Genomic DNA, 16,158 nt, shown 5'->3' on the forward strand with positions numbered 1-16,158 from the left:
CGTCCCAAAAAAGGGAGAGCAGGGGTTTTTTCATTTAGTCTTGCACAATGAAGGCATCAAATCCGGCTTTTTCGGCCCGCGCTGCCAACGCTTCAGCATAATCTCTGGAAGAGAATGCGCCGATCTGCACTTTAAATAAGCCGCCTTTTGGAAGCACAATCGCGTCAAAACCTTTAGACACCGCATCGGCGGCAAGTGCATCAGCATTTGCTTTCACTTTGAATGCACCGATTTGCACTTTAGATAAGTCAGCCTTTTTTTTTAGACCGAAAGCTTGCTCCAAGCCCTTGGCATGTCCTCTTGCAAGGCTTTCAATAAAACTGGCTGTTTTCAGTTTGTTTGCATCAGCTGACGTATCAACAAAACCATTCTCCGTCAAAATTGCCGGCATACTTGTCTCCCGCAGCACATGGAAGTTGGCTGTTTTTTTTCCTCGGTCATTAAAACCCGATGCTTGAATCACTTGCGTGTGGACGGCTGATTGGTAAGTCGAGGTCGGCGCTCCGACACCGGGGTAAATATAGCTTTCGAATCCGGTTCCGCCTCCTGAGTTAATATGAATGGATAAAAAATAATCTGCGCCCCAGCTGTTGGCGGCATCCGTTCTTTCCGTCAGGCTGACCGTCTTATCGCTTGTCCTGCTCATCGTGACAGAAACTCCTTCATACTCATTCGTCAGAATCGTGCGCAAAGCCAGCGCGATCTCCAGCGTGACCGCTTTTTCCTGAAGTCCGTTTCCGGTTGCACCTGAATCAGTTCCGCCATGACCGGGGTCTATAAAAATTTTAACCATTCTCCATCACCTCATTACAGCATATGATGATATTCAAAAGGTGCTTGTACGGCTGTCATTCATGAAAAAAATGAGAAATATACCCAACATTTCCCGGAAAATAAAAATAAATGGTTTGTCCTCCCGTTTCTGTTGAATACAATAAGAAATGAAAAATATTTCTCGGGAAAGCGCAGGATTCAACATCATTCCCGAAGAGAACGGAAAAAGTGACAGATAAAGAGGAAAACGGGTCTCATGATGATAGGCGGATGTCACGGAACCGCTTCATCATGAGTAAGATAAAGAGAGAACAGAGAGGTGAGCATGTTGGAGCGCGCTGTAACCTATAAAAATAACGGACAAATTAACATCATTCTTAATGGCCAAAAGCAAGTGCTGACAAATGCGGAAGCTGAGGCGGAATATCAGGCCGCCCTGCAAAAAAATGAAGCCAAGCACAGCATTCTGAAAGAAATTGAAAAAGAAATGAACACATTAGTGGGTATGGAAGAAATGAAACGCAACATTAAAGAAATTTACGCGTGGATATTCGTCAACCAAAAACGGGCCGAACAAGGGCTGAAAGTCGGAAAACAAGCTCTTCATATGATGTTCAAAGGGAACCCCGGCACCGGGAAAACCACCGTCGCGAGACTGATCGGCAAGCTTTTCTTCGAAATGAACGTGCTTTCCAAAGGACATCTGATCGAAGCGGAACGTGCTGATCTGGTCGGTGAATACATCGGACACACGGCGCAAAAAACGAGAGATCTGATTAAAAAATCGCTCGGGGGCATTTTATTCATTGATGAAGCATACTCACTTGCAAGGGGCGGAGAAAAGGATTTCGGTAAAGAGGCGATTGATACGCTTGTCAAGAACAAGGTTTTAACTTTTATGTCACTACTAAGATTGATATCCCTAGACCAGAGAGCAATTACACATACCAATGGCAACAGTACTCAGATAAGCTTGAACAAATAAAAAGACTTCATTTTGATGAACTTAAAACGGTGGGGGAAATATCAAAGGAGCTTAATATTCCAGACTGGAGCATTTTGAATCTTTTTAAGGCGAAAAAAGTGGACAAGCTTTCTTATCCTGAATTGTCAAAGAGGAGAAGAGCAAAGGACTTTGATCTACTTTACGATCTGCATTTCAACAAAAAAATGAGCCTAAAAGAAATTGGCCGGAAATATGATTATTCACCTCCCTATATCCGTCAAGTTTTTAAGGATCAAGGAATCAAACACTTGGCGTTTAAAAATCAGAATAAGAATTAAACTGGAAATTCGTTTTGTATATCTGGGTAAAGACAACAGCCTAAATTCTGAAGAAGAGACAGAGATGATGCTATCTTTAAAAGAAAAGTTCTGATAAAATCCTCATTTTAACGAAACATTTTTAGATCAGCTTGCTTATTAATCTAATTTAAAGTATTCTAATTGATGTATCATAGGGGTTTAACAGCCACTATAGACCACAGAGTCCCTCACAGCGCTCTGTGGTTTTTTATTTAGATAGAATATACCCAAATAAAAAAGAAGCCTCAGAGGGCTTCAAAATGATTAATTCTTCTCACATGCAAAGTTGTCATTGTCGCGATCCATTTTAGATGTATAGGCAGGGTGAGTGCTTGGTACACCATGTGGATATTTCTTTCTCAACTCTGTACAGTTTGCAAAGTGTTCTGCTCCTCCAGTAGAAGGGGAGGCTTGTGTAGAGTTAGAAGAGCTGCTTGATGCTGAACTGCTTGAGTTCGATTGATGTGTCTCTGATTGGTGTGTTGTAACGGACTTTTGAGCCGGTTTAGATTCACTTACTGATTTCTTCGGTTTAGATACGCAACCATTAAATCCTTTATCAGTTGAATAGCCATTCTTACTCCAAATCTTCAAGTCCTTATCTTTAGCAACTTGCTCATCTTTCTTATACGTGTCTAAATACTTCGTGTTCGGCTCATACACATAAGCTACTCGTGCTAATCCTTCTTTAAGAAGTGTTTCTTGAACAGATTTACCGTCTACATAAACGTAAGCCAGCATTCTGCCATACTTGTCTGTACGATCTCCTTTATCAAACTCCAGTTGAAGTTTGCCGTTATTGACTAGCTGCTTGTTTCTTGCTGAAGCATCCTCACCATATGGTTGCACACAAGAGTTTGGCTTTTTAGTTTCAGGAGTGTCAACCAGCAAATAACGAACTGTTTTGATTTCGCCTTTATAGTTAACTTTAATTGTGTCTCCGTCAACTGTTCTGTTAAGCGTTACATCGACCAGCTTTTTCTTATTTTCAGATTTCTTTTTATCCGACGAATCCTTCTTTGAAGCATTTTCGGCTTTTTCATTCTTGTCATTATTGCTTTTGTCGTTTGCTTGGGTGTCTGCCTTTGTCTCTTTTGCATTCTTTTCTTCTTGCTGCGTTGTTTTAGCTTTATCTGAATCTGTTTTATCTGTAGAAGCAGAATCAGACCCACACGCAGCCAAAGAAAAGCTTAGAGATAATGCGGCAATACCTAACAACCATTTCTTCATTGTAATTCCCCCAAATTTGTTTGTTCTGTCTCTATATCGGACAAACCTTCCTAATTATAAATATAAAGCCAAAGATTGTAAATTTGATTTTGTCATTTTAAAACACTCAAATAAAGTTGTGTGGTAAAATTTAGTGGTCTAAACCTTAGAGGAGGGAAAGTTATATGGAAGAAGGGAAGTTAATTCAAATGACTCTTAATGGAATAAAGGAAGCTGTTTCTAAATACGGAACATTCCCTATGTTTCATCATGGAGGGTATGTCATGGAAGATGCTACTTTTCATTTCAAAGATCCTGCTAGTCCTCAAGAAATTAGTGATATAGAACAGAAGCTAGGTGTTACCTTCCCTAATGACTATAAAGAGTTTTTGTTACAGCACAATGGGATGGAAATGTTTGATGGGATTGAAATACTTAGCTTAGAGGGGATCATTGAATATAATGAGGTTCAAGATTTCCCAGAGGGATACGTTTTAATTGGATATCATTTTGATGGAAGATATGTCATAGACACAAACAAATCAAAAAATGGATTAGGTTATATGCTATATCTAGACTCAATTGATGATATTGAAGATGCGATTAACTTAGATTCGAATTTTGAAATATGGTTTGATATGTTAGTGTCTTCTAATGGAACGAAATATTGGGAAGTGAATCCGAATATCCGAGAGTATTATAAACTGGTTTCAGAATAAAAAGACTCCGCATAGGAGTCTTCATCTACATTCATCTACAATTTTACTTCTTTTTTGTATAAGAAGCCCACCATGGATTTACTTCTTTCCTGTGAAAATTCACATCGATAGGAATTAAATTGCTTGTCTGATTTCCTCCACCGTACTCTCTAGGTAGTTGATGATGAATCTCAAATTTTACCCAAGTTTTTTTGCCGTATTTTTTATCATACCAGTTCCTATATGCTTTGCGTTCTGTAGTTCCCCATTTTACTCTTTTATCGCTAGGCACCCATTTAATAAATGCATTAGATGGAGCTAATATATTTAATCCTGATTGCTTATCTGTGTAATTGGAGGGGAAAAACATTCCCTTCATATTCGTTAGGTATAATCCTTCAGTCCAGGATATCGTTCTAACAGTTGGTTTTTTCCCTGCCCAAGTAGCAATTGCGCCGCCAGTATACTTCCAAAATGTTGTTTTGTTTACATTAATAAATTGATGAACTTCCGATCCCTTTTTCACTTGAGTCCCTACAAAGGTCTTTCTAATAGTATGGGGGCAAGTAAACTGTTTGTTATAATAGCCACTCTTGCATAAACCCTGATGTACTTCTGCTGACGCAGGAGGAATTCCTACTATTTTTGAAATTTCAACTCCGTGCATCACTTTATTAACTTTTCCACCTAAAAAAGTGTGACTGAAATAGATAATACTTTTTGCTTTTTTCTCAACAGTTTTCCGTTGGTTTTCAGAGGTGACTTGTCCAGATGATGTCTGATTACCATCTTTGTCATAAGCTATATAAGTTTGGTATGAACTTTCAACATCCATTCCTTGTTCCTTGGCGATTTTTTGCAGCTTACTTTCTGATCCGGCTAATTCTCTTTTAGATGAATCGGTGTTTTGCGGTTTTTCATTTACTGTTGAGATACGTTTGTTAAGGTCAATGCCAGTTGCATTATTGTCAGTGATTTCTTTGTTTGCCGTTGCCTTTACATCATAGAGGGGATAGCAAGAGAATAATAAAGAGAGAGCTATTACAACTAACCAAATGCTTTTTGACACATACTTCATAATGGTTTTACACTCCTTTTTCTTCTGTTTAAACCTGTTATGAGTATCTGAGGTGTAAATAAATAATATATTTTACAATTAATACCTCCTTTCGTGAGGATAGTATCACCTTTTCCATTTTTTATCAACTGAATTAATCCTATTTTAAGATTTTGTTAAAGTACAAATCTCCTAAGAAAGAGACCTTCAACAAAACGAAGAAGCTCTCCTTACATGTGATTTAATGTGGTAAAATTTAGATAAGATTGAGTGGGAAGGAGACGGATATGAAAGTATTTGAAGCATCCTCGTTAATTTCAGCAGCTGAAAAGCGAGCAAAAGAATACGATCAGATTAGAGAACAATTTATTAATCTCAGAAAAGCATTTCAAGGAATGGCTGATTTAGATGACAGTGAGTTTTCGGGCAAAGGTGCTGATAACATCAAAGCATTCTTTCAAGACCACGCCGGCGTCACAGACAGCTGGCTTGATCTGATCGACATGAAAATTGCGTTTCTTAACAGTATTTCTGGAAAAGTAACTGATGCGGGATTGGCCGATTCGTTTGTGGAAGAGTCATTTTTAGAACATGAGTTGATTCATGCGAAGAATAAATCACAAGCCATCATGCAAGAGCAGCGCAATGAAATGAAAGGTATCCTTGATGAAATCAGCGATATCGTTCATCTTGATGTTTTCTCTACAGAAGATGTCGATCAAAAGCTGGAATCAGCAGACAAAAAACGGGACGATACCGTAAATAAGCTCGGCAAGCTTGATCACGATCTAACGAAAGAATACGCCGAAACCGAAGCGAACGAACAGTTTATCCAAGCCGACTTTCAACAGCTCCAAAACGCTACGGGCAAAGGAAAAAACGCCACTCCGCTTCATTATAACGCCAAGGCATACAGGGAAAGTGACATACATAAGAAGAAAGGCGAGATTGCAAGACATTCAGATGCTTATTTGACGATTAAAAAGGAAGAAGCGAAAGAGCGGGAAATCAAGGATTTGAAGAAAAAACTCGCTGACGGTGTGACCGATCCGGAGGAATACTTGGAAATTGCGAAGAAGATCGGTTACGAGAACCTTGGACCTTCCCAACAGCAATATGTCATTCAGCTTGAGCAAGCAAAGCAGCTTGAAGAAGCAGGGGAAACTACTTGGGATATTATAAAAGGAACCGGCGTTGGTTTATATGATGTCGGGAAAGACACGGTAACCGGCCTATGGCAGCTGATCAGTAAGCCTGATGAAGTTGTTGAAGGTATCATAGGGGCAGTTGCTCATCCAATAAACACATATAATGCCATTTCAACAGCTATTGAGGAATCGTATCAAAAAGATATGGTAAACGGAGATGCGTATTCCAGATCAAGATGGGTGACATATGCGATAGGTACAGTAGTTACCTCTGTAGTAGGCACAAAGGGAGCCGGTTCTCTTACAAAAGCAGATGTAGCAGGAAAAGTCACCTCTAAAGTCAGTAAAGCAAGCCAGAAGCTGAAAGATGTCTCAATTGCTGATTTATTGCCATATAATCCTCGTTATGATGTTGTTCCGGCTGGAGGAGTTCCTTATAATGTAGTTAACAGTGAAAATTTAAAGAATCGTCTACTTCAATTAATAAAGTCAGCCAATCCTAGAACAAGGTTGCCCAGAAATCATGGGAGATGGGAAGGGACTCCTGGTAACGGTAAATGGCACTCAGATAGACCAGACGTTAATGCAGTTACTAAAGGAGAACCAGTCACTTTTATAGATGGCAGACCGATTTTTACACCGTGGAGCAAAGGGACGATTAAGTTTAAACCAGGAGAACTGAAAGGTACTAAAAAGGATTTTCCAGCAGTTTATAAACGTATTCAAAAAATGAAAGGCTTTAAAACCCAAAAAGAAGCTGAAAAATGGCTGAAAGAAGTAGTTAGATTAACACCACATCATTTAGACAATAACACCATCCAATTAATCCCTATGGATTTACATGGTAATATACCACACGTGGGTTCGGCATCTGATTTAAGAGGAGGATTTTAAATGGGCTTACAGGCAATCAAGAAAAAAATGAGTGAATTTAATTTAGATATAAGACTTGATAAGAACATAAATTCTCATCAAGTCCTTAAAAAGTTTGAGGACGAAAATTCTTTCGATATAACAGATGATTATAAAGAGTTTCTCAATTTGTACGGGGAATGCTGGATAGAGGAAGATAATGTGTTTTTCCCTGTTTTAGAGGACAACCCACTAGCAGATAACGGTAATCTCCGGTTGGGATATTTCTACGGTCTAAATCACAATGATGCTAATATTATCAAATTAAAAGAGGATCTTTCAGAACAAATGCCAGACTGGATTATTCCGATCGCTGATGGCGATGGAGGAGACCAGGTTTGTCTGGGTGTGAAAGGGGAAGCAGCAGGGAAAGTTTATTTTTGGGATCATGAATTGACAAATGGAGTGAAAGACACGTTTTTGGTGGCAAATTCTTTCTCTGACTTCATTCAAAGTCTGTTTATAGAAGAGGCAACAGATGTGGACGATGAAGACGACGGTATTTTATCTATTGAGCTAGATGATGATTTATTAAACAGTTAAGTAAAAGTATTGCAATTGTATGAGATGATGCAAAAGTAAGCATTCGCAATCAAAATAAAATAATGGTTTTAACCATAAAACTAATGAAGCTCTCACAATGAGAGCTTATTTTATTGGTTTAAATAATTAAATTGACAGACGTTTCCTAGTCCCGTTTTATATGAAACCTTTTTTATTTAAGCCCGTATTAAAAGTAAGTTCAGTGAGAAGGGGAGAAGCTTAATTGGAGTTATTAGATATTTGGAATTGGATACAACAAAATGGTATTCTTACTGCAGTAATTACGGGTATAGTTGCATTGCTATTCAACCAAAGACAAAAAAGTATAGAACGATTCTACTCTCAATCAGGTGAAACATTAGAAAAAATTTTGGAGCCTATGTATTATTCTCTAAAAGAAATAAAGAGTGAAGAAGATGAAAACCATAAAATAGTTCTTATAGAAAATTTTTTCGAAGAGTATAGTGTGAAAAAGGGAAAGTTGTCAAAACTTAGAAACATTTTATTGATAGATCAAATTTTGAACACGGAAGATTGTTTCAAAGAGTATTTTTTAAACAAGAACGACGAGAATAGGAAAAAATTATTTTATAAAATGAGAATGTTAGATCAACAAGTTAATAAAGAATATAGAAGTATATTTGTTACTCTAAACAAGAATTATAATTGGTATAAAGTTCTTTTTAGAACGAATTATATTTTAAGCGCTGTTTTTGTTTTTGTTAGATGGTTTAAAGAAACTCTAGCTTTTATTGTCGGTGCTTCAGCATTTGCTTTTATGCCCCTTCTATATGATAAATATTTAGGCGAACACGTTTTAGGAAATTGGTTAGAAGTAAATAAACTTATTTTTGGACTTTCTTGTTCAGCTCTTTATATCTTTTGGATAATACATTATTTCCTTTTAAGAGATACAATGCAAAGGAAAGATGAAATATCTTTGTTTCAGGAATGGTTTGATAAAACTAAGCTAGGGAAATGGACTAACAAGAATGTCTGGAGAAAGATTGGGAATTGGAACGTTGAAAGACGAGCTAGAAGAGTAAGAAATGATGAAGATGTATAAAGGCTTGTGCGCTATTTTAGATTCAATATAACGTTATAAGAAACAATAAAAAAGCTTTCCAATCTCTTGAGGTTTATTGTAATGCATTTCACGGAAAATGTGTTATAATCAGTTTTACAATACATCTTATGTGTTTTGCAAAAGTTGTAAATGCATTACAGTGTATTTCTTTAATAAGAAATGCATAAAATAAAAAGACCAGGGTGTTGGTAGCACCCCGGCTCTGTACAAAAAGCTACCCATCAAAGGGCTTGCTCAGCAGTTATTCGTGATAGACCTGTCCCTTCAGGATTCCAGTCTCAAGGGAGGTCTATTTTTTATTTATATACGTCAACAGGGCGATTATAAACGACCCAAATGCAAGCATTAACATTAATGCCTGAAATGTTGACATAAGCATCACCCCCTTTCGTAGGGGATGAGCAAGACTCCCTTGAGTGAGCAAACTTAATGTACAGGAATCATTATACACTAATTCCAAATATATGTCTGTGATTGTAGGAGACAGATTACCAAGCTGAAACAGTCAATTGAAAATCAAAGTTTGATGATTAAGACAATATCATGTAACCTTTATTGTATAAGTGCATCTTGGCTCTTATAATTTTAAATTGTTGAAATTAACTAAAGGAGAATCTGGCGTTGGAATTTACTTTAGCTAAACAGGTTTTAAAGTTTTCATTAACAAGTGGCAAAAGGGCAGAAATAAATGTGCCTCCAGTGCTCAATAAACAAGACATTAAGATATTAAAAAGCCAATTAAGTGTTATGGAGATGCAAACAAAAATATCTAATGAAGATATGAAAAGAAAAAGGATTAGAAAAACGAAAATAAGCAGGATATAAAAAATAGCCCGTCATTTGCGTGATCCGAAAGGAAAACAATGCTTTATGTTGGAGTTTTTAAATGTGAAAATAAATTACTATGTCCCCCCTTACAAGCATACATTGTGATATGTAAGGGGGGATTTTTCTTGCCTAGATACCGAAGAGCTCTTCGCAAGAGAGGGCCTTTGCCTTTTCGGTATGTGCTTCTTCTATCGTTTGCTTTTTTTACCATGTCGACGGTCATTAGCCTCTGGATGATCAACTCCTCAATCAAACCGGTGCTGATGAACATAGGAGAAATGGAAACCAAACGGGTGGCGACAGAGGTCATTACGGAATCCATTGAAGAATACATGTCTCACAGCGACAATGTGAAAGATATGGTCGATATGAAAACGGAAAAGTCACAACGATGGATTTTAATACACAAATGGTCAACAGTATGAAGGCGAAAGTAACAAAGCAGCTTCAGGCTCATTTGAAGGAAGTGGAGTCGAACAATAAGCAGCATGAAACAGAAAAAGGCGCGAAAACGGCCGATGAAATTATGATCGATATTCCCTTAGGGCAGGTCACGGGAAACAGCATTCTCGGAAATCTTGGGCCGAAAATCCCCGTGCGCTTTAACTTGATCGGCGATGCGTTAACTGATGTGAAAACAAAAATAAAGCCGTACGGCATTAACAATGCCCTGATTGATATCAGTATTTTCGTGGAGATTAAAGTGAAGGTCATTATTCCGTTTGCCAGTAAGACATCGGTCGTGACAAATAATATTCCGGTCTCCATTAAAGCGATTCAAGGAGAGGTGCCGCAGTTTTATAATGGAAGTGGAGGATCAGGTGTGACGCCTTCCATTCAGCTGCCGAATGAAAAACAAGAGAAATCCGGAGCCGATAAAGACAAATAAAGACACACAGCTGCAATCTTTCCTGACGGCTGTTTTTACTTTTTCCTGCGGATTTCTTGAAACTGAAATCAAGCATCGACTAGAACAGGTCATAAAGGTTAGTGGAATTTAATGAATAGTCATTTCCAACAATTACATCGAACTATTGTTCTTATTTATATTGAATAAAGAACGTTTGTTCTGTTAATATTAGATCGATAAAGGAGTGATTAAAATGCTTAGAGATCGAGGAGCAATCAAATGGACTTCCATGATGCTTCCAGAACATTTAACGCAACTAAAAAAGGACTTGTTAGATGTTTCGAAAATGGAGAAGCCATCTTTAGATGAACAACAAATTGAGGAGATTGACATCTTAGTTTCTGAAGCAATGGCATTGAATAAAGAACTGAAGTTTAAGCTCTTTAAAGAAGGGGTTGCTGAGGATTTAATCGGTACAGTCCAATATCTCAATTACGAACAACACAAATTACATGTAAAAGATCATCACGATAAAACCGTATACATCACCATGAATGACATCATAGGAGTTGCTTACAATGATTGATTACTCACAGTTTCCACGTAAAAATATACTTTGTGTAGATATGAAATCCTTTTATGCTTCGGTTTCAGCTGTAACAATGGGATTGAATCCAATGACATGTTATCTCGCTGTAGTCGGGAATACAGAAAGACAGGGAAGTGTTGTCTTAGCAGCATCTCCTGCACTTAAAAAAGATTATGGAATCAAGACTGGCTCCCGGTTATTTGAGATTCCAGATGATCCAAGAATTCACATAGTAAATCCGCAAATGAAACTTTTCATCAGAGTTTCAACTGAGATCACTAAATTGTTTTACAGGTTCGTTCCTGAAACATGTGTGCACACGTACTCAATTGATGAATCTTTTTTAGATGCAGGAAAAGAAAATCCAGAAGCCATGGCAGAGGCGATTCAGAGCAGTATGAAGAGAGAGTTCGGCTTAGTTTGTACTGTTGGTATTGGTGACAATATGCTACTGAGTAAGTTAGCTCTTGATTTAGAGAGCAAGAAAACAAAGACTGGGATTGCACGGTGGAGATATGAAGATGTTCCTAAAAAGCTTTGGTGTGTTCATCCGTTATCTGAAATGTGGGGAATAGGAGGGAGGATGGAGAGGAATTTAAACCGGATGGGGATTTCAACTGTTGGTCAATTAGCTAATTATCCATTAGAGCTGCTTGAAAAACGATTCGGCATTATGGGCAATCAGCTTTATTATCATGCTCATGGAATCGACCTTTCTGAAATTGGAGCTCCTTTGATGCAGGGACAGATTAGTTACGGGAAAAGTCAGATATTACTTAGAGACTATACGAAGAAAGAGGACATAAAGGCGGTTCTCTTGGAGATTTGTGAAGAGGTTGCACGAAGAGCACGGACACATAATAAAGTAGGGCGTACGATCAGCTTAGGAATTGGTTACAGTAAAGATGAGTTCGGCGGTGGCTTTCACAGAGCTAAAACAATTGATTTACCTACAAATATCACAATGGATATTTATCGATATTGCTTGATGCTTTTTGATAAATTCTATGCAGGCAAAACGGTACGAAGTGTTTCAGTTACCTTATCCAATATTGAGGATGATGTAAATCAACAATTAAGTCTGTTTGAAAAAGATAATGAGAAGAGAAGAAAGCTTGGATTTGTTATGGACGGGATAAGAAACAAATACGGATCTAAAGCGATCTTACGAGCTGTTTCTTATACACCTGGAGGCACAGCTTTGCATAGAGCAGGTTTGACGGGTGGACATAAATCATGAGAACAGAGAGTCGTTCCCTCTGTTCTCCTTACAAAGTCATTAGTTTTTCACGTTTCGGCTCTTTCAGCAACCTTGAACGTATCATTTTGTTGTTGGAGATAGGAAGCACCCACTGTTCCGGCAACGCCGAATAATAGAACTGCACAAATAAATAGCTTAGTTTTCATATTGCTTCTCCCCTTTTGATTTGTCTTCTTGCTTCATTTGCCAAACGATAAAATTCAACTGCACCCCAAGCATCCTGTTTTCCAGTGAGAAAATCTGCTACAGAGACACCATAACTTTCCATGTCAGGGTATATACTTCTTTCTTTGAAGAACTCGAATGTTTTCCTAACTAAGTCTAAATCATAGTCCAAGAAAAGTCCTTTAACCATTTTTAACTTTTCAAGTACCATTTCATTGTTATGCCGTTCAGCCAACTGTTTGGCCTGTTCATAAAATCTTTTTGCGTTTTCAATGTCATTTTGTCTTCCCTTTAAGAAGGAGATAACAAATAATGTTTTAGCAGCGTAATCATGATTTTCCGGCTCAATGATTTGAAGTGACTTATTAAAGTGAAAAAATGCTTTATCAAGTTCTTCCATTTGATTATAACATAATCCAATATTAAACAGTGCTGAACGCATCAAATGCCCACGATTCTTTTCACTTTTGTTTAGCTCTACTGCTTCCTGATACGCTTTGTATGCTTGCTTTAAAGCTTCATCAAACTTCATACTGTCCAATAAATTACCAAATATGACGAATTGACAGCGTACCTTTTGTACCCCGTATGTAGGGTTACCGTCAATAACAGGTTGCTTTTTAAATATATCGTAAGCCCTCATGGCATAATTCATTGAAAAATAAGTCTGCTTCATGTGGTAATACACTTCTGATAATTTAAAATAAAATTCAGCTTTTTCAACTTCAATATCTTCGCTCTCGATTGAATCCAAATATCTCTCAGCTTGTCTATAGTGATTAAGGGAGAATGCCAACTCCTTTTGTCTAAAATAGAACATGCCCATGAAAAAATAATAGTAATATTCGAGCATTCCTGTTAAGTTTTCATGGCCTTCATATGCTTTTAACTCACCATAATTTTTCTCAATGTCTTTTATAGCATTAGGATACATATATGCCAACATTAGCTTATGTCTAAACTCAAGCAGGGAGTAGTATAGTAAAACATCTTGATTTTCTTCCATAATTTTTATTTCCTGCATAACTTCTTTCCGCATTTCTTCTGCTCTACCGACCCAATTCTTTTTAATAGCCACATACCAATGATTCATCTTTGTTGCTACTAAATCATAAGGAATGACCTTTTCACTCTTCAAGTCCTAAACCCCTTTCATATCCATTTTATTATATAGTTGCATTAGAGGAAAGAAATGTAAAGGGGATTTGAGTGAAAATTAAAAACAAATCAATAATTCGATTTTGAACGAAACGAAAAAAATACCCTCCTCGTTAGAGAAGGGTACGTGATCAGTTTGCTGTTGCTTTCAGTGAGGCAAGCCACTCATCTAATGTTCCTGAGAAACCTTGTTGAACAGCTAATTCATATGCTGATTTTCCATCTTTACCGGCAGCGCCAGTAGCACCTTTAACCCCGGTTGCACCTGTAGCTCCAGTATCGCCTTTTTCACCTTTTAATGAAGCTAACCATTCCTCTACAGTTCCTGAAAAACCATTGTCCACTGCAATATCATAAGCAGACTTCCCAGTGACAATTGAGACATTAACCATCGGATTGAAGAAACTCATTTATGCGCCCCCAAAAAGTTATATGTTATTCCTGACTCAGAAATCTTGAAGCTTGTGATAGGTGAATCATGAGCGTCCATTTGAAAGCCTTGACCAGCTCTTAAATAGATAGGATCACCACCATTGATTGATACGTGACATTCCTGATCATTCGAAAAGCTGAATTTATAGAAAGAATATTTAATCGTCCAGGTTGCAGGTGGGGAAGGGATAACTTCATGGTTAGATTCTGATTTCTCAAGCATGGGACTCCCGATATATCCAGATCCTATTTGCATAATCAACAATCATTCCTTTCTTATTAAAAATGAAAAAAAGGGGAGATAAACTCCCCAAATTATTTTGGTTCTGTGTATTCCATTGCTTGATCGCTGTCTGAGATACCTGTAGTGGTCGGATCTACTACAATCCCCATTGCAGTTAAAAATGTAAGCAAAGCATTAAATTTCTCAGTGAGATCATCACTAAACATAGAAATGTCGTATCCAAATGCAGATGCAATTGCTTGAGCAAACAAAAGAGTTGCAGAGAAGATTGCAACCAGGAATGTTTTCTTTTTAAGTCTTACTTTCCAGTTAATTTTAGTCATTAAATCGTCTCCTTATAAATTAGCTAATTTGGTGATATCAACACCAGCAATCTCAGCGCCAAGCAGTATGAGGATAATTAAAACTAAAATCTTTAATGTCTTGCCAAAAGTTCCTTCTAACAAGCTCTGAAGCCATTTTGTTTGCGACTGATTAACTTGCTGAAATTCATTTCTTAGTCCAGCTATCTCAGTGGTGAACAAATTTTTTGTTTCAACAAGATTTTTTTCTTGATTCTCAACAACAGTGGTAAGCCTAATGAGCGATTCACTTGTTGTTTTTTGTGTTTCCAACATGATTTTTCTATCTTCTGCTTGTTCTTTAAGACGTTCTTTTATATGAGCGACCTCGGTCTTTAAAACTTCATAATTTTCTTTTTCAGCCACAATGCAATCATCCTCCATAAAAAATAGGAGGTAATGTCACATCACCTCCTAAATAATCATTAATACACTTTGAGCTACAATCATCCTCAAAGATATTTAAATATATTTAGATTTTTGATCCAAACTGCCCTGAGATGTAGCCGCGTTTACCTTTATAGATCACTTCCCAGTAACCCTTAGCATTGTTTGAACCTTTCACTGAGCCAGAAATGTTGACGGTATCACCTAGCTCCACAGTGCCGAGGTTCTTCGCTTTGTTTTTATCGGGTCTGTCCATAACGATTGCAGCGCTTTTTACACCGACAATTTTAATTTTGCCTACAGATTTGATACCACTGCTTTTAGGCTTAGAAGTGGATTTAGGCTTTGGGGTTGATTGTCCAAGCTCAGCATCGCTTTTAATGTATTTCACATTTACGTATCCGCTGTATGTAGCACCTTTGGAGTTTGTATATTTGATATATCCCCAACCGTTTTGAGTTGATCCCTTTTGATATTGGACAGTGGAGCCTTTAGGAAGAGCGAGTACAATAGAGGAGTTTGCATTGCGTTGGGTTCTCACATTAAGACTGTCAGCGATAACTGTGTTCTTAACATAAGAACCATTTGTTTTAACCACTTTTGTTGGCTTTGAAGATGAGGAAGAAGTATTTCCGCCGAGTGCTTTCAACTCAGCAGCAATAGCAGCTTTAACATCATTCCAACGTCCTTCATCAAGAACTCGATGCGGGCAATACTTGCCAGACCAGTCTTGATGCTTTTTAACTCGATCTACGCCCCAGCCACGTTCTTTAAGGAGTTGTGCAATAAACTTAATAGCCAACGCTTCAGCTTTTCTATAGCGTTCTCCGCCCGACTTGGAGTAGCAAACTTCAACACCGATTGACTTGCGGTTTCCAGTCCCGTATTCACCATCACCACAATGAAAAGCATTTCGGTTTGTTGGGAGTCCTTGAACTACCTCTTTATCGTCTACAGCGAAGTGATATGATACTGTTTCATTATTATTTCTCATATAACTGATCTCATTATTTGCGCTTGCGTCGTTTGCTGTATTGTGGAAAGTAATATACTCAGCTGTCATAGCATAGGGGCCTTTGATTGAATATTTTTCTGGGGATACTAACATTTGTCTCGCTTGAATAGACATATTAAACATCTCTCCTAAAATTAAATTTGAGCACAAAAAAG

16 protein-coding genes and 2 pseudogenes are annotated in these 16,158 nt (G+C 37.6%); 9 read left to right on the forward strand and 9 right to left on the reverse strand.

Annotated features, from left to right (window positions below):
- Positions 1-34: 34 nt before the first annotated feature.
- Positions 35-793, reverse strand: coding sequence for an N-acetylmuramoyl-L-alanine amidase (locus tag NYE36_RS09245; protein ID WP_241458223.1), 759 nt, complete (start codon positions 791-793; stop codon positions 35-37).
- Positions 794-1,099: 306 nt separating this feature from the next.
- On the opposite strand from NYE36_RS09245, the pseudogene NYE36_RS09250 reads away from it, so the two are divergent.
- A pseudogene (locus NYE36_RS09250) lies at positions 1,100-1,657 on the forward strand (AAA family ATPase); the annotation flags it as partial.
- Between the two features lie 686 nt (positions 1,658-2,343).
- Here the strand turns inward: NYE36_RS09250 and NYE36_RS09255 are convergent.
- Positions 2,344-3,309 (reverse strand): thermonuclease family protein, encoded by a 966-nt coding sequence (locus tag NYE36_RS09255; protein WP_113766227.1) that lies wholly within the window; start codon positions 3,307-3,309, stop codon positions 2,344-2,346.
- A gap of 263 nt (positions 3,310-3,572) precedes the next feature.
- Here NYE36_RS09255 and NYE36_RS09260 point away from each other — a divergent pair, with 263 nt between their 5' ends.
- Positions 3,573-4,007 (forward strand): SMI1/KNR4 family protein, encoded by a 435-nt coding sequence (locus NYE36_RS09260; RefSeq protein WP_076982859.1) that lies wholly within the window; start codon positions 3,573-3,575, stop codon positions 4,005-4,007.
- 43 nt (positions 4,008-4,050) lie between these two features.
- On the opposite strand, the gene NYE36_RS09265 is transcribed toward NYE36_RS09260, so the two are convergent.
- Positions 4,051-5,064 carry a hypothetical protein gene (locus NYE36_RS09265; protein ID WP_233162025.1) on the reverse strand — a complete coding sequence of 338 codons (1,014 nt, stop codon included), beginning with the start codon at positions 5,062-5,064 and terminating at the stop codon, positions 4,051-4,053.
- Positions 5,065-5,330: 266 nt separating this feature from the next.
- Between NYE36_RS09265 and NYE36_RS09270 the strand changes: the two genes are divergently transcribed.
- The 3 genes from NYE36_RS09270 to NYE36_RS09280 all read left to right on the forward strand — a co-directional run bounded on the left by NYE36_RS09270 (position 5,331) and on the right by NYE36_RS09280 (position 8,712).
- Positions 5,331-7,085, forward strand: coding sequence for a T7SS effector LXG polymorphic toxin (locus tag NYE36_RS09270; RefSeq protein ID WP_342496890.1), 1,755 nt, complete (start codon positions 5,331-5,333; stop codon positions 7,083-7,085).
- Positions 7,086-7,646, forward strand: coding sequence for an SMI1/KNR4 family protein (locus NYE36_RS09275; protein WP_342496891.1), 561 nt, complete (start codon positions 7,086-7,088; stop codon positions 7,644-7,646).
- A 223-nt stretch (positions 7,647-7,869) separates the two neighbouring features.
- Entirely contained in the window at positions 7,870-8,712 is an 843-nt protein-coding gene (locus NYE36_RS09280; protein ID WP_327942366.1) for a hypothetical protein, read from the forward strand.
- A gap of 310 nt (positions 8,713-9,022) precedes the next feature.
- Here NYE36_RS09280 and NYE36_RS09285 read toward each other — a convergent pair whose 3' ends face one another.
- Positions 9,023-9,112, reverse strand: a complete 90-nt coding sequence (locus NYE36_RS09285; protein WP_076982784.1) for a putative holin-like toxin — start codon at positions 9,110-9,112, stop codon at positions 9,023-9,025.
- Positions 9,113-9,354: 242 nt separating this feature from the next.
- Between NYE36_RS09285 and NYE36_RS09290 the strand changes: the two genes are divergently transcribed.
- From NYE36_RS09290 to NYE36_RS09305, 4 genes and pseudogenes are all read left to right on the forward strand, one after another.
- Positions 9,355-9,558 carry a hypothetical protein gene (locus tag NYE36_RS09290; RefSeq protein WP_021493638.1) on the forward strand — a complete coding sequence of 68 codons (204 nt, stop codon included), beginning with the start codon at positions 9,355-9,357 and terminating at the stop codon, positions 9,556-9,558.
- Between the two features lie 236 nt (positions 9,559-9,794).
- Positions 9,795-10,450 (forward strand): annotated as a pseudogene (gene yunB / locus NYE36_RS09295) (sporulation protein YunB).
- 214 nt (positions 10,451-10,664) lie between these two features.
- A complete protein-coding gene (locus NYE36_RS09300) occupies positions 10,665-10,997 on the forward strand; it encodes a YolD-like family protein (protein ID WP_113766222.1) in 333 nt (110 codons plus the stop codon).
- Positions 10,990-12,240: a UV damage repair protein UvrX gene (locus NYE36_RS09305; protein ID WP_113766221.1), complete on the forward strand. Its 1,251-nt coding sequence runs from the start codon at positions 10,990-10,992 to the stop codon at positions 12,238-12,240. The genes NYE36_RS09300 and NYE36_RS09305 overlap by 8 nt, the downstream gene beginning before the upstream one ends.
- Positions 12,241-12,403: 163 nt before the next feature.
- On the opposite strand, the gene NYE36_RS09310 is transcribed toward NYE36_RS09305, so the two are convergent.
- From NYE36_RS09310 to NYE36_RS09330, 5 genes are all read right to left on the reverse strand, one after another.
- On the reverse strand, positions 12,404-13,564 hold the full coding sequence (locus NYE36_RS09310) for a tetratricopeptide repeat protein (RefSeq protein ID WP_079891475.1): 1,161 nt from the start codon (positions 13,562-13,564) through the stop codon (positions 12,404-12,406).
- 151 nt (positions 13,565-13,715) lie between these two features.
- Positions 13,716-13,994 (reverse strand): hypothetical protein, encoded by a 279-nt coding sequence (locus NYE36_RS09315; protein WP_022553060.1) that lies wholly within the window; start codon positions 13,992-13,994, stop codon positions 13,716-13,718.
- A gap of 337 nt (positions 13,995-14,331) precedes the next feature.
- Complete coding sequence (locus tag NYE36_RS09320; RefSeq protein ID WP_060964935.1) at positions 14,332-14,583, reverse strand: phage holin; 252 nt, start codon at positions 14,581-14,583, stop codon at positions 14,332-14,334.
- Between the two features lie 12 nt (positions 14,584-14,595).
- Positions 14,596-14,967, reverse strand: a complete 372-nt coding sequence (locus NYE36_RS09325) for a hypothetical protein (protein ID WP_031303970.1) — start codon at positions 14,965-14,967, stop codon at positions 14,596-14,598.
- 106 nt (positions 14,968-15,073) lie between these two features.
- Positions 15,074-16,117 (reverse strand): N-acetylmuramoyl-L-alanine amidase family protein, encoded by a 1,044-nt coding sequence (locus NYE36_RS09330; protein ID WP_327942370.1) that lies wholly within the window; start codon positions 16,115-16,117, stop codon positions 15,074-15,076.
- Positions 16,118-16,158: the final 41 nt, after the last annotated feature.

Source organism: Bacillus sp. FSL R5-0593 (genome assembly GCF_038603755.1).
In the GTDB taxonomy this organism is placed as follows: Bacteria; Bacillota; Bacilli; order Bacillales; family Bacillaceae; genus Bacillus; species Bacillus velezensis.

What these genes read in the sequence shown, in the direction of transcription:
- NYE36_RS09245 (WP_241458223.1), bottom strand. Translation starts at nt 793, where the DNA reads ATGGTTAAAATTTTTATAGACCCCGGTCATGGCGGAACTGATTCAGGT.
- NYE36_RS09255 (WP_113766227.1), bottom strand. Translation starts at nt 3,309, where the DNA reads ATGAAGAAATGGTTGTTAGGTATTGCCGCATTATCTCTAAGCTTTTCT.
- NYE36_RS09260 (WP_076982859.1), top strand. Translation starts at nt 3,573, where the DNA reads ATGGAAGATGCTACTTTTCATTTCAAAGATCCTGCTAGTCCTCAAGAA.
- NYE36_RS09265 (WP_233162025.1), bottom strand. Translation starts at nt 5,064, where the DNA reads ATGAAGTATGTGTCAAAAAGCATTTGGTTAGTTGTAATAGCTCTCTCT.
- NYE36_RS09270 (WP_342496890.1), top strand. Translation starts at nt 5,331, where the DNA reads ATGAAAGTATTTGAAGCATCCTCGTTAATTTCAGCAGCTGAAAAGCGA.
- NYE36_RS09275 (WP_342496891.1), top strand. Translation starts at nt 7,086, where the DNA reads ATGGGCTTACAGGCAATCAAGAAAAAAATGAGTGAATTTAATTTAGAT.
- NYE36_RS09285 (WP_076982784.1), bottom strand. Translation starts at nt 9,112, where the DNA reads ATGCTTATGTCAACATTTCAGGCATTAATGTTAATGCTTGCATTTGGG.
- NYE36_RS09300 (WP_113766222.1), top strand. Translation starts at nt 10,665, where the DNA reads ATGCTTAGAGATCGAGGAGCAATCAAATGGACTTCCATGATGCTTCCA.
- NYE36_RS09305 (WP_113766221.1), top strand. Translation starts at nt 10,990, where the DNA reads ATGATTGATTACTCACAGTTTCCACGTAAAAATATACTTTGTGTAGAT.
- NYE36_RS09315 (WP_022553060.1), bottom strand. Translation starts at nt 13,994, where the DNA reads ATGAGTTTCTTCAATCCGATGGTTAATGTCTCAATTGTCACTGGGAAG.
- NYE36_RS09320 (WP_060964935.1), bottom strand. Translation starts at nt 14,583, where the DNA reads ATGACTAAAATTAACTGGAAAGTAAGACTTAAAAAGAAAACATTCCTG.
- NYE36_RS09330 (WP_327942370.1), bottom strand. Translation starts at nt 16,117, where the DNA reads ATGTCTATTCAAGCGAGACAAATGTTAGTATCCCCAGAAAAATATTCA.